The following is a 13,568-nucleotide window of genomic DNA, read 5'->3' on the forward strand; positions in this document are numbered from 1 at the left end:
AGGGAGTTTTTAGATGAAAAAACAAATACTATACTTATCAATGATATTAACTTTGACAGCTTGCACACCTAAGAACAACGCACCCCTAATTGATTCAAGCATATCTGTTTTATCAGAGTCAAATATTGACTATAAGATAGATAAAACTGTTTTATCAAAAGGTTTCCAATCTATTATACCAAATGTTAAAGCACTTGAGAAAGAATACGAAAGACTTTTTTTGGTAAATTTGGGAGTTGTTGAATGTTCAATGGCTAACATTGATAGTATATCTAGAGTAAATAATGAAATAAATATATACACTTCAGTAGAAAAGAAATGGGGAAAAACAGATATAGTAGTTCCACAATTTACAGTTGAAATTAACGGCATAAAGAAAAGAGAATTAGAGGATATAAAATTCAATATAATACCTACTAACTATTCTCCTATTGCTTTAAAATTTGATAAATCTCAAGCTCTTAGTAAAATACATACTCAGCTAAATTACACTGATAATACTATGCCGAACGTAAACCTTATCAAAGACAAAGATGAATACATGTGGGAAATAACCCTAAATAACACTTTTATGAAAGATAATCCTAGTAGCCCTATATATATGCTCAATGTAAAGGTAAATTCAACTAGTGGTGAGATTATTGAAGCAAAGCCTATATTGCTATCAACTACAATAGACAAAGGCAAGATACTAGACCTCGCAGGTGACAAGCTATTAGCATATGTTAAAAAAGAAGTTGTGGAAAACTCAAACATGGAAAGCATATGGATATATGATATTCATAGTCAAGAAAAGCAAAAGATATATTCCACTCTTAACACCATATATTCTACAAGGTTTAGTCCTGACCTTAGCAAGTTAGCAATTATTGAGCATAATGGAACACTTTCAGATTTATATATTGTAGATTTAAAAAATAAGAATACACAAAAAATTACTCCAATGGATTATCAACACACTTGGAGTGTTGAATGGAAAGATAATAATTTGCTTTATGGTGTAAATAACGATAAAGATAAAATGTCAACTGTACTATTATTTGATACTTCTAAATATAATCCTGAAATTCTTTTTAATGTAAGAATGAATGTTACTGGGTTTGATTCGTATAGAGACAATTTTATCTTTATAGAAAAAGATAACTCTAAGGATGTATCAGATGTCTTTATTAAGGAAAACGAAAAGAGATTGAAAAAGATAGATAGAGGATTTAATGGTGAGTTTTTAAGCAAGGATAAACTATTATACACCAGAAAGCTTGATAAAGAAGATAAGTTTGAGCTATATATGTATGATATTGAAGAGCATGATGAAAAGATAGTTTTAGACTTAGATGTCAGAAAGTTTACTATAATTGATGATGAAAATATTCTAGTGATAGCTAAAAATAGCTCTTCCACCGACTTTTCAGTATACTTGTATAGTCTAAAGGATGATGAAGCTAAGTTATTGGGTCAAGTTCTAGATAAAAACATTTTCTATAGCCCTAGCTTAAATACAGGATTTTTCAATATTGTTCCGCCTATTGAAAATTCAGATTCAGATTTTATATATGGTATTAACTTTGATATACTTACATCAGCTAAAAAGGATAGCTAAACTTAGCTATCCTTTTTGTATTCAAACTATTATATTTGGCTCACAGTCAACACACTATATGCTACTTAATTTTATCTTTTATGATTTCAATTGCCTTCAGTAGCTGCGTATCTTGTTCTAGGTTTTCTACCCCTATTACCTCGACATCTTCAGGTATTTCTACTATAATATCAGGAGTTATTCCTATGCCCTGAATATTTCTTCCATTAGGAGTAAAATATTCTGACACCGTTATTTTAAAGCCTGAACCATCAGATAATTCTTTTATTCTCTGCACTATACCCTTTCCAAATGTTTTAGTTCCAACTATAGTGCCTACCTTAGTATCTTGAATTGCTCCTGATACTACCTCAGATGCACTTGCACTGCCTTCATTCACTAAAACAACTAATGGCAATCCCAACTTTTTTTTGTCAGATTTTAAATATTCCCTTTCTTTTTTCTTTGTTTCTGTATATACAATTGTCCCCTCTCCCATAAGCTCATCTGCTATCTTAGCAGATACATCTAAAAGCCCACCTGGATTATTTCTTAAGTCTATTACTAGGCCCTTCATACCTTTATTTTGTAGGGCTTTTAAATTAGCTGTAAAATCCTTATGTGTCTGTTCATCAAAGGATGTAATCCTTATATATCCAATATCATTTTCCAGCATGCTAGCTTTAATGGTTTTCACTCTAATTTCTTCTCTTGTAATAGTTTTTTCCAAAATTTCTGACTTGCCTTCACTGTCTCTTCTAATAGTTATAGTAACATCCGTACCAGGCTCACCCTTCATAAGCTTAACTGCTTCATCCATTTTCTCTGCAGTAAACTCTTTACCATCTACTTTAATTATCTTATCGCCAGACTTTATCCCGGCTCTCTCTCCAGGAGTACCCTCTATAGGTGATACTACTGTTATCAGATTATCTTCTCCTGCTCCTACATATATTCCTATGCCACCAAATACTCCCATAGTATGCTCCATAAAACTTTTAAATTCATCCTTTGGCATATAAACTGAATAAGGATCTCCCATGGAAGCAAATAGTCCTCTCAGCTGTCCTTCTAATAATATTTCATCATCTACATCCCTCAAATAATATTCCTTAATGATATCTTCTAAGAGCATATTTTTTGAATATTTCTTATAAACTCTTGTAAGTTCATTGTATTCATTTTTGGTAATAACAACTTTTTCTTTAACAGAAATTTGTATCATATTGCTAGCTACAAATGTTGAAATACTAGTTATTAAAATAAGTAAGATTGCACCAACTGTCGCCTTCTTTTTAGAAATCATATTGTCACCTCTATAAGCATTATGTTATCTATTTTATTAAATTCATGTAAACATTATACCATTATGTGTCTAAATTATCAAAATATACTTAGTAATTTGCATTTTTATTTTTCAGGCTAGGTTAAAATAAGACTTCTATTGAAACTAATTAACAAAAAGCTCTCTTATGTAAGATTATTCAAGTAGGACTTTTCTATATGCTATAAAAAAATAAAGGGCCTTGTTGCCCTTATTTTCCTTTAACATATGGTATTGGATCTACATATGTTCCGTTTTTCCTTACTTCAAAATGCAAGTGTGGTCCAGTTGACATTCCTGTGTTTCCTATCTTAGCTATGGTATCACCTTTATTTACTTTTTGTCCTTCCTTAACTAATAATGAAGAATTATGTGCATATAAGGTCGCTATTTGACCACCATGATCTATAATTACACATTTTCCGTAACTACCTAGAGTACCTGAAAACTGTACTGTCCCTTCGCCTGCTGCCTTTACAGGAACTCCTGAATTTGCTGGGATATCAATACCTGTATGCATTTTCTTAGTCTTTAATATTGGATGTATTCTATAGCCGAAAGGAGAGCTGATTCGAGTGTTACCTGGTACAGGCCACATCATAACTCCACCTACATATTTCCCGCTGCTCAGCTTCTTTCTAATCTCTGCTTCTAGAGCCTTTGCCTCAGCAAGAAAAGCATCTTCGGCTTTCTCTAAAGCCTCTTGTTCCTTCTCTAAGTCTTTCATTAGATTTATTTTTGCTCGAGTTGCTACTTCAAGCTCTCTCTTTTTAACTTCCATATTCTTCTTTGCCATTTCCACAGAACTTTGTTGTGCCTCAAGCGCTACTTTATTTTGCTCAATTATATCTCTTTGTTCCTTCATATATTTAAGCATATCCACATCGTGGTTTGCTATGCTTTTTATCATGTCTATTCTTGTCATAAAGTCTCTAATATTTTTAGCCCCAAGTAAAACTTCCAAATATCCTACTGTTCCATTTTTATACATTACTCTAAGTCTAGAGTTAAATGTATCACTTCTTTTAGCTAAATTATTCTCTGCCTCTTTTAAGTTATTTTTTGTAATTTCAATATTTTCACTCAACTCATTTAGCTGCCTCTGTATTTCCTCAAGCTCGTTGTTAGTTTGTTCAACCTGCTTGTCTAGTCTAGCTATTTCTTTACTAGTGTTATCAATCTTCTTTTTATTTTCTTGTTTCTCTTTTTTGACTTGATTTATCTTTTTTTGGGTATTACTAAGTTTCTTATTTAGACTATCAACACTAGCATATGCTGTAGTGCTGCCTACAAAAATCACAATAGCTAACAAAGCATGTAAAATTCTCTTTTTCAAGTATGCCATCCCCCTTTGCTAAACATTTAGAAACTTTTTAAGTGAAATAATGCTGCCTAATAAACCTATTCCTACACCTATAGCAACAAAAATAATAGTTATATCATTAATCATTACTTTGGGAGGTATCATGTAAACGGTAAATATCACATATAATTTTTCATTTAAGGTACTCACTAAATATTTGTAGCCATAAAATGTTATTAAAATTGACATGCCCGAACCAATTAATCCTAAAAGCACACCTTCTACCATAAAAGGTCCCCTTATATAACCGTTGGTTGCACCTACATATTTCATAATACCTATTTCTCTTCTTCTGGCTGCAACAGTTATCTTTACTGTGTTAGATATTATAAACACAGAAATCAGTACTAGAATTCCAATAAGAACCAGTCCACCTATTCTAACAAAATTTGCTACTGCCAATAATTTATCTACAATATCCTTGTAATACTTAATTTCTTCTATGTTACTTAGGTGCTTTATTTGATTCACAACCATATCAGCATACTCAATATCTTTCAATTGAATAATATATGAATCTGGTAATGGACTTTCTTCAAGACCTTCTAATAGGTAGCCTTGATCCCCCCATTCTTCCTTCCATATTTCAAGTGCTTGTTCCTTTGACTGGAATATAACTGAGTTTATGCCCTCACATTCGTTGATGGCTTGTCCGACTTTTTCAATTTCCTCCTGTGAAATGTCTTCTTTTAAATAAACTTGTATCTCATCAAATTGCTTCTGTGTTGTATTAGCAGCAGTATTTATATTAAGAATAAGTATAAGTATCATTCCTAATATAGTAAGTGTGGCACCTACAGAACCAATTGAGGCAATGCCCATTGTTCTGTTCCTCCACATCCCAACAAAACCTTGCTTAATAATATTTTTCAAAATTCTAAACTTCATGGTAATACACACCCTTCTGCTCGTCTCTTACTATTCTTCCTGCTTCAAGTGCTATAACTCTTCTTTTCATGGCATTTACTATTTCCTTAGCGTGTGTAGCCATAACTACTGTTGTTCCTCTTCTGTTTATTTCCTTAATCAATTTCATGATTTCCCAAGCAGTATCAGGGTCTAAATTTCCTGTAGGCTCATCTGCAATAAGTACAGAAGGATTATTTACTATCGCACGAGCAATAGCAACCCTCTGATGCTCTCCACCAGAAAGCTGATTTGGATAATTGTGTGCTTTATCACTGAGCCCCACCATTCCAAGAACCATAGGAACTTGTCTTCGTATTTCTCTAGCAGATGCTCCTACTATTTCCATGGCAAAAGCTACATTTTCATATACGGTCTTATCTGGCAAAAGCCTAAAGTCCTGAAAAACTATGCCAAGATTCCTTCTGATATATGGTATTCTTCTATTTTTAACTTTCGTAATATCAACCTTATTAAGAAAAATCTTTCCCTGAGTGGGCTCTATCTCCTTTAATAGAAGCTTCATTAAAGTAGATTTACCTGCTCCACTGGAACCAACTATAAAAACAAACTCCCCTTTTTCTATGCTTATATTCACATTTTCTAAAGCCTTAGAGCCGTTTCCATATTGCTTGCTAACATTTACGTACTTTATCAACTGTATCACTCCTGTCTATTCAGCCCTATTAAGTTTCATATTCGACATGTTTTATACAATTCCTTTATTTTATTTAAATTTTTTGTAGTCAAATTATACTATTTTGATTAATTTGTATTTAATTTTTATTTATTAGCATAATAAGCTATAATATAAGCTATCCTCGACCTTTTTGTCTACCTGCTTATGTATCTATTTTATATTTTATAGTTTACTGTGGTGATATTTCCAGAGGTAATACCTGCCATGTTGATTTTTTGTTGATTCTTAGAAAAAATAATTTTATTATATTGTTGCTTCTTGTATAATTAAGCTAGTGAATTATAGAAATTGGAGGAAGTAAAATGGATAAAAGAGCTCTAAGAAGTGAAATACTTAGTAAAAGAAAAGCCTTATCAAAGGAAGAGGTAAATAAAAAAAGTTCAGCAATTTCAAATCTATTATTTTCAACTGAACAGTATAAAAAATCTAAATACATAATGTGCTACATTGATTTTAGAAATGAAGTCAGAACTGAGGAAATTATAAGAATGGCTTTAAATGAAGATAAAAATATTATAATACCTATAAGCATTGTAGAAACGAAGCAGTTGGTTTTATCTCAGCTACTAGATTACGACAAGGAACTCGAATCTGGTACATATGGTATACTTGAGCCTAAAAAGGAATTTATAAGAGAGGTAAATCCTGAACTAATTGACTTAGTTCTAATGCCTGGTGTGGCTTTTGATAGGCGTGGTTATAGAATAGGCTATGGCGGAGGATACTACGATAGATTTTTAACTAGAATTGTTGACTCAGTACCTAAAATTGCCTTAGCATTTGATCTTCAGCTGGTACCTCATGTCAGGAAAGGAAGATATGATATTCCTGTAGATTATATAATTACAGAAAAAGAAATTATAAAAGCTTCCAAGTAATATGGGGAAATAACTAACAAGGGAAAGCAACAACCCCGTCCCCTTGCTTTCCCCCCGTCCCCTTGCTTTCCCCCTTGCTTTCCCTATCTTTGTTTTTCCCCTACCTTTGCATATCTATCCAGTTTTTTTTGCACTAAATAACTAATTGTTCCTTCTTCAAAGTTTCCATTTTCATCTCTTTTACCTAGTTTTATTCCTGTTAGTATTTCTATGCCCTCGTCAATTGTCTTTATAGCATAAATTGAAAAATTTCCATCATTGACTGCTTCTATTACCTCATCACTAAGCATTAGATTATCTATATTTTGATGTGGAATGATGACTCCTTGTTCTCCTGTTAGTCCCTTTAGCTTGCATATCTTAAAGTATCCTTCAATTTTTTCGTTTACTCCTCCTATTGGCTGTATCATTCCTTTTTGGTTTACTGAGCCTGTAACTGCTATTCCTTGATTAATCGGAATATCTGAAAGACTTGATAGGAGAGCATATAGCTCTGTACTAGATGCACTGTCCCCATCAATTATTCCATAGGATTGTTCAAATGTAATGCTAGCTGATAATGATAGTGGGTGCTTAGTTGCAAATTTCTCTCCTAGATATCCGCTTAGTATCATGACTCCCTTATCATGACTGCTTCCACTTATATTTACTTCTCTCTCTATATTAATAATTCCATCCTTTCCTGCATATGTGGTTACAGTTATCTTGTTAGGCCTGCCAAAGGAATATTGGCCTGAGCCCATGACTGATAAGCCATTTATTTCTCCAACCTTGTGCCCCAATATGTTTATTAGTATAGTACCTTCTGCAATAAGCTCTTGAATTTTTTCCTCGAATTTATTATTGCGGTAAACTTTCTCATCTATGGCTTTATCAACATGCTCTCGTAGTACGATACAGCTACCATCCTGATCCGCCCAAGCATCTGCTTCATACATTATCTCGACTATTTCATTGAATCGTGTAGTCAACTTATTTTGATGCTCTGCTAGCCTAGAGCCATATTCCAGTATTCTTTCTATGGCTCCTTTGTGAAATGGTTTTAGTCCTTCTTCGCTACAATGCTGAGCAATAAATGAAATAATCTTCTTTATATTCTCTTCACTTCTATCCATTTCTATATCAAAGTCTGCTCTTATTCTAAACATTTTTTTAAAATCATCATCATAAATATATAGTAGCTGATAAGTATAGCTATCTCCTATTATAATGACCTTTAAATCTAGAGGTATTGGTTCTGGCATAATTGTCTCTGGAAGTATACTTTCCTTTCCTATATTTTCAATTTTAGCTTCTTCGGTAATAAGAGCTCTTTTTAGCCCTTCCCAAGCTCCGGGGTTAGTTAGTATATCTTTTGCTTGTATTATTAAATATCCCCCATTTGCTTCATGAATAGCACCTGGTCTTATTTTAGTATGATCTGTTTTAAGCATTCCAAGTTCATTTACATGCTCTATCTTTCCTAATAGATTATAATAAGTCGGATTTGCTTCTCTGATTACAGGTGCACCACTGTTATTGCTTTTATCTATAAATAAATTTACCTCGTACTTTATAAAAAAGTCTTCACTTTTATTTCCTCTATTTAGAATTGCATGGAGTTCCGTAGTTTCTTCCTCATCAATAAATTCTTCAATATTATCAATAATGCTTTCTTTTACCTCATTTAGATAGTCAACCACTGCCTTATTTTCGCTAAAGTATGTCTCTAAATGAGCAGAATAAAAATCCACCACTTCACAAGCTGTTTCTTCATTTAGTTTTTCTATTTTACTTTTCAGCTCTTCTTCTATCTGTCTGATTTTTTTGACTACATCAAAGGCCTTTGATATTAATTGTCGAGAATTTTTCCTGACCTCTCCTATCTCTTCTTCAGATAGGTTCTCCATCTCGCTTTCTTTCATAGGCCTTCCATCTATAAGAGGTATACTCAGCAATCCTTTTTCTGTTTGCTTAAAAACAAAGTTATGCTCCTTTGCCATGATATTTAATTCTTCAATTATATCTTCTATTTTTTTCTGATAGTGATGTAAAACCTCACTCTTTTTATCTTCATGCCCTTTAGAACCAAAGGATTTTGGTATCTCAATTTCTAATTTTTCCATAAGTTCTTTCATCTTTTTCTTAAATATAGTACCCTCTCCTGGCTTCAGTCTTATAGCTATTGGATTTTCAGGCTTTTTAAAGTTATATACATAGCACCAGTCACTAGGAGTATCTCTTTTATCTGCAAAGTTCTTTGCAATAGAATAAGAGTGACTATTTCTACCTGTACCTGTTATTCCTGTAACAAAGACATTGTATCCCTTTTTCTTAATGGATAAACCAAATTTTAACGCTTTTATACCACGTTCCTGCCCTATAATATCCTTACACATGCTTATTTGCTCAGTAGTGATAAAATCAAACTTACTTAAATCAGACCTTCTTTTCAATCTAAATAAAGGTACTTTATAGTTATCTCTCATTACTTCACCTCCTGGAAATGTCTAAATCTCAAATGCTATTATATAATCTATACCCAATTTGCTTTCAGAGAATATTTCCTCTAATTTATTTTCCGTTTAACTTCATTGTATTCAGCCAAAGCTTAATAATTGCTTAAAAAGGATCAAAAAATACTGGAGAAATCTCCAGTACTCTAGTTTTATTTGACCCCAGCTGCTATTTTTACGTTCTTTTGATGCTCTGTATCTACTTTTCCGTCACTATGTCTTGTACTATTTAGAAAATGTATGTCAAAATGTCCATCTATTCCATTTCCCTTTACATAATCATAGTTTGTTCCTGCTCCATATCCTCCACTTCTCCATGTAGAATAAGCTCCACCTGGTGCATGTTCATTTCCTGCATGAGGAGCACTTGTCATACTAGCAGCTATTTTTCTCCCATTGTACTCTATAATTACTGGTCTTCTAACCCAGCTTAAAGTTCCTCCCCATATGCTTTTCATTGTATTAGTATCCTTTAGAGTAAGAGTTTCTGCATCGATGTGACTAGCCCCTACTGTTCTTTTTACCCAAAAGGATTTCCCAGTATAAAAATCAGTTACTTTAAACTCTGCATTGATTGGAAGCAAATACTGTGCTTCGGTCCACCAATCAAGAAGTTCCCCATATTGTGGTCCCGGCGTTGATTTTACAGGAACATTATATACTGGAATCTTCAGTACATCTCCAATATATAGTACTTTGTTTGTAGATATATTATTTGCTTTTGCTATGTCGTTAACAGTTATCCCATATTTGATGCTAAGCTGCCATAGGTCTTCTCCCTTTTGTACCACATGAGTTTTGTAGGTAATTTTTTCTGGAATGTATACCTTCTGCCCAATATAAAGTATACTTGTATATGTTGCACCATTTGCTTTTAATAAATCTTCTAATGTTACTCCATACCAAGTACTTATTTTCCAGTATGTATCACCAGCTTTTGCTGTATGGGTTGCTGCTAATACACTAAGCGATGATGTAGATGCTATAGTAAATGTCAAAGCCCCTATAAGTAGTCTCTTCTTAAGTTTTTTCATATGCTTTCCTCTCCTTTATTTATTATAAAATATAATGAACTGCGTTGCCTTTTGTCATCTTGAATGTAATGGAGGAGCTCTTTTAAGTTTCCTCGCTAACGTTAGAAATGATACACATCCCATTATGGTTCTGTAAACAAATATGAAAATTGGTTACAAAATAGTTACAATTACTATTTAATTCTGTCCTCAACACTGATTTCCTCTATGTAATAATTGGCTATAAAACCAAAATCACCAGAATATAAACTGGTGATTTATTGGTCGTATTCAACTTCTAATTTAATTTTATCAGGCAATCTGTCTAGCTCTGCCTTTGCAACTACTACTGGATAAGTTATTCTCTGACCTACCATTTCATTTGGCTTTGGATCCTTGTATTTCGCATGAGCTATAATATCAAAGTTGTTTTCATTTTTGACTTTTATTATTTTATCAAGTGAAACTGAGTATCCCTCTGTTCTTTTTTCACCCCTCGTTACTATGATATATACTTCATTATCTACTTTACATGCTAAGGCTCTTTCTTCATATAAGTATTTGGGAACCAATTCTTGTATTTTTTTTGGTGCTTCACTTAAATCAAGGGTCTTAAATTTCACTTCACTCTCACCTTCGTTCTTAAGCATTTTGGGAATGAATATTATTCCTAAAACAACTATGACAATTATTGCACAGATTAATATTTTTTTGTTCACCATACTCCCCCTTATTAAAAATATCAATATATTCCTAGTGCACTTCAATATATATTATTCGTTAGGTGGCTTATTTATGAATATATTAAGGGATTATATTAAATCAGGTTAGGTCATTTTCCGCAGTCTCGCAACACAAATTTACTTGCTCGCTGTCGCTCGAGTAAATTTGGTGCTCATTGCGTTTGACCTACCATCGATTTTCGAAAAAAAGCATTCGGAAAATCGGGTTAGGTCATAAAAAAACAAACCAGTGTTATTATAGGTTCTATAATAGATGAGAATAGGGATGCTGTTGATTTAATGCTGCTATATAATGATGATTTACGTGTTGCTCATAAGCTTAAAGAATGGTTTTATGAAATATGTCAAAGTGATAAATACTCTTATCAGCGTACAGAATTAGTTAAGTGGATTGAAAATGCAGAAAACTCTGGGATACCAGAGTTTGAGAAGTGTGCAGCTACATATAGAAGATGGCTTAAGGAGATTAAGAATGCCTTTAAATATGGTTATACTAATGGTCCAACTGAAGGGTTTAATAATAAGATCAAGGTGTTAAAACGAGTATCTTTTGGAATTAAGAACTTCCAGAGATTTCGTAATAGGATTATTCATTGTATGAACTAAATATAAAGAAGAATTTAATATCTGTAAAAGCCTACATTTTAGATAGGTTTATTAAGTGCACCCTAAAACACGTGTTACTTTGTCTAACTCCATCGCTATATTAAATTTGGTCTAAATGCAGTAATGGAGCGGGATTAAAGAAAATCCCACCCCAACTATTGACAAAGAGCCTTATTATACTGGTTTGTTTTTATGTAATTCCCTATCTTCTTCCAATTGCTCTTCTTGCAGCTTCTACTATTTTATCTGCTGTTAAGCCATATTTCACAAGGAGCTCATCTCCACTTCCTGATTCTCCAAAAGTATCTCTAACTCCTACTCTTTCCATTGGTATTGGATAGCTTTCCACTAATACCTCTGCTACTGCACTACCTAAACCGCCTATTATGTTATGCTCCTCAGCTGTGACTATTGCTCTTGTTTCTCTAGCTGCTTCTATTATTATATCCTTGTCTATAGGCTTAATAGTATGAATATTTATTATCCTAGCTTCTATTCCTTCTTTTTTAAGAGCCTCTGCCGCCTCAAGTGCTAGAGAAACCATTATTCCAGTGGCTATTATAGTTACATCTGAGCCATCTCTTACCTTTATGCCTTTGCCTATTTCAAATTTATAGTTTTCTTCATCAAATATTACAGGCACTTTACTTCTTCCTAATCTTATATATACAGGCCCCTTATGCTCTGCTGCTTTCATAATTGCAGCTTTTGTTTCTACTCCATCAGCAGGATTTAGAACTACCATATTAGGTATGGTTCTCATGATACTAATATCTTCAAGAGCTTGATGAGATGCTCCGTCCTCTCCAACAGTTAACCCAGCATGTGTAGCAGCTATTTTTACATTTAATTTTGGGTATGCTACCGAATTTCTAATAATTTCAAATGCTCTACCTGCTGCAAACATGGCAAATGAGCTTGCAAAGGGTATTTTACCTGTTGTAGCTAGCCCTGCCGCAGTTGCTATTAGGTTTTGCTCCGCTATACCAACATTTATAAATCTTTCTGGGAACTCTTTAGCAAAAACTGCTGTTTTTGTAGAACCAGAAAGGTCAGCGTCTAATACTACTACATCTTTATTTAGTTTGCCTAATTCTTTTAATGCTTCACCATATGCGTCTCTTGTAGCCATCATTGCCATTATAATTCACCTCCAAGTTCAGCAAATGCTTTTTGTGCTTGTTCTGCATTTGGTGCAGTTCCATGCCAATTAGCTTGATTTTCCATAAATGAAACACCTTTACCTTTAACTGTTTTAGCTATAATCAAAGTTGGTTTGTCTTTTATAGCTTTACTCTTTTCTAACGCATCAAATATTTGATTAAAATCATGTCCATCTATCTCTAATACATTCCATCCAAAAGCTTCAAATTTCTTATTTACTGGCTCTACGTTCATTACATCTTCATTATGTCCATCAATTTGTAATCCATTATGATCCATGAATACAGTAAGATTATCCAGCTTATAATGTGTAGCAAACATTGCAGCCTCCCAAATAATCCCTTCCTGAATCTCACCATCACCTACTAGAGCATATACCCTGTAGTCTTTATTATCAAGCTTAGCTGATAATGCCATACCATTGGCTACTGCAAGTCCTTGACCTAGGGAACCAGTGGACATATCTACTCCTGGAGTACCTTTCATGTCTGGATGCCCTTGTAGCATTGAATTGATTTTTCTAAATTTCATTAGCTCTTCTTTTGGGAAAAAGCCTCTTTCTGAAAGTGTTGCATATAGAACAGGAGTTGCATGTCCCTTTGATAATACAAACCTGTCCCTGTCTTCCCACTTGGGATTACTTGGGTCTATCCTCATTTCTTTAAAATAAAGTGCTGTTAGTATTTCACATGCAGATAATGATCCTCCAGGATGTCCTGACTTAGCTTCATGTGTCATCATAATAATGTCTTTTCTTAAGGTATTTGCTATTTGTTTATAATCTTTCACGTTTATCC

At 33.3% G+C, this 13,568-nt stretch carries 12 protein-coding genes; 3 read left to right on the plus strand and 9 right to left on the minus strand.

The window, feature by feature from the left end; genetic code table 11:
* Positions 1 to 13: 13 nt before the first annotated feature.
* Positions 14 to 1,600, plus strand: coding sequence for a hypothetical protein (locus DW1_RS11575; RefSeq protein ID WP_074350779.1), 1,587 nt, complete (start codon positions 14 to 16; stop codon positions 1,598 to 1,600).
* 61 nt (positions 1,601 to 1,661) lie between these two features.
* On the opposite strand, the gene DW1_RS11580 is transcribed toward DW1_RS11575, so the two are convergent.
* From DW1_RS11580 to ftsE, 4 genes are all read right to left on the minus strand, one after another.
* On the minus strand, positions 1,662 to 2,885 hold the full coding sequence (locus DW1_RS11580) for a S41 family peptidase (RefSeq protein ID WP_200800519.1): 1,224 nt from the start codon (positions 2,883 to 2,885) through the stop codon (positions 1,662 to 1,664).
* A 229-nt stretch (positions 2,886 to 3,114) separates the two neighbouring features.
* Entirely contained in the window at positions 3,115 to 4,239 is a 1,125-nt protein-coding gene (locus DW1_RS11585) for a murein hydrolase activator EnvC family protein (protein ID WP_083605660.1), read from the minus strand.
* A gap of 18 nt (positions 4,240 to 4,257) precedes the next feature.
* Positions 4,258 to 5,154 (minus strand): permease-like cell division protein FtsX, encoded by an 897-nt coding sequence (gene ftsX, locus DW1_RS11590; protein ID WP_074350781.1) that lies wholly within the window; start codon positions 5,152 to 5,154, stop codon positions 4,258 to 4,260.
* A complete protein-coding gene (gene ftsE / locus DW1_RS11595; protein WP_074350782.1) occupies positions 5,144 to 5,830 on the minus strand; it encodes a cell division ATP-binding protein FtsE in 687 nt (228 codons plus the stop codon). Before ftsE ends, ftsX begins: the two co-directional genes overlap by 11 nt.
* A gap of 344 nt (positions 5,831 to 6,174) precedes the next feature.
* Between ftsE and DW1_RS11600 the strand changes: the two genes are divergently transcribed.
* On the plus strand, positions 6,175 to 6,750 hold the full coding sequence (locus DW1_RS11600) for a 5-formyltetrahydrofolate cyclo-ligase (protein ID WP_074350783.1): 576 nt from the start codon (positions 6,175 to 6,177) through the stop codon (positions 6,748 to 6,750).
* Between the two features lie 83 nt (positions 6,751 to 6,833).
* Here DW1_RS11600 and DW1_RS11605 read toward each other — a convergent pair whose 3' ends face one another.
* The 3 genes from DW1_RS11605 to DW1_RS11615 form a co-directional block, all read right to left on the minus strand.
* Entirely contained in the window at positions 6,834 to 9,218 is a 2,385-nt protein-coding gene (locus tag DW1_RS11605; protein WP_074350784.1) for a Lon protease family protein, read from the minus strand.
* 179 nt (positions 9,219 to 9,397) lie between these two features.
* On the minus strand, positions 9,398 to 10,279 hold the full coding sequence (locus tag DW1_RS11610; RefSeq protein ID WP_074350785.1) for a LysM peptidoglycan-binding domain-containing protein: 882 nt from the start codon (positions 10,277 to 10,279) through the stop codon (positions 9,398 to 9,400).
* 257 nt (positions 10,280 to 10,536) lie between these two features.
* Entirely contained in the window at positions 10,537 to 10,977 is a 441-nt protein-coding gene (locus DW1_RS11615; protein ID WP_242942490.1) for a protease complex subunit PrcB family protein, read from the minus strand.
* Positions 10,978 to 11,250: 273 nt separating this feature from the next.
* Here DW1_RS11615 and DW1_RS11620 point away from each other — a divergent pair, with 273 nt between their 5' ends.
* Positions 11,251 to 11,607 carry a transposase gene (locus DW1_RS11620; RefSeq protein ID WP_347499745.1) on the plus strand — a complete coding sequence of 119 codons (357 nt, stop codon included), beginning with the start codon at positions 11,251 to 11,253 and terminating at the stop codon, positions 11,605 to 11,607.
* Between the two features lie 202 nt (positions 11,608 to 11,809).
* Here DW1_RS11620 and DW1_RS11625 read toward each other — a convergent pair whose 3' ends face one another.
* Both DW1_RS11625 and DW1_RS11630 read right to left on the minus strand, forming a co-directional pair.
* A complete protein-coding gene (locus DW1_RS11625) occupies positions 11,810 to 12,751 on the minus strand; it encodes a transketolase family protein (RefSeq protein ID WP_143474414.1) in 942 nt (313 codons plus the stop codon).
* Positions 12,748 to 13,566 carry a 1-deoxy-D-xylulose-5-phosphate synthase N-terminal domain-containing protein gene (locus DW1_RS11630; protein ID WP_074350788.1) on the minus strand — a complete coding sequence of 273 codons (819 nt, stop codon included), beginning with the start codon at positions 13,564 to 13,566 and terminating at the stop codon, positions 12,748 to 12,750. Before DW1_RS11630 ends, DW1_RS11625 begins: the two co-directional genes overlap by 4 nt.
* Positions 13,567 to 13,568: the final 2 nt, after the last annotated feature.

The organism is Proteiniborus sp. DW1 (assembly GCF_900095305.1).
GTDB lineage: Bacteria > Bacillota > Clostridia > Tissierellales > Proteiniboraceae > Proteiniborus.

Excerpts from the sequence above, each read along its gene's own strand:
- ftsX (WP_074350781.1), bottom strand. The coding sequence starts at position 5,154 with ATGAAGTTTAGAATTTTGAAAAATATTATTAAGCAAGGTTTTGTTGGG.
- DW1_RS11605 (WP_074350784.1), bottom strand. The coding sequence starts at position 9,218 with ATGAGAGATAACTATAAAGTACCTTTATTTAGATTGAAAAGAAGGTCT.
- DW1_RS11600 (WP_074350783.1), top strand. The coding sequence starts at position 6,175 with ATGGATAAAAGAGCTCTAAGAAGTGAAATACTTAGTAAAAGAAAAGCC.
- DW1_RS11580 (WP_200800519.1), bottom strand. The coding sequence starts at position 2,885 with ATGATTTCTAAAAAGAAGGCGACAGTTGGTGCAATCTTACTTATTTTA.
- DW1_RS11575 (WP_074350779.1), top strand. The coding sequence starts at position 14 with ATGAAAAAACAAATACTATACTTATCAATGATATTAACTTTGACAGCT.
- DW1_RS11610 (WP_074350785.1), bottom strand. The coding sequence starts at position 10,279 with ATGAAAAAACTTAAGAAGAGACTACTTATAGGGGCTTTGACATTTACT.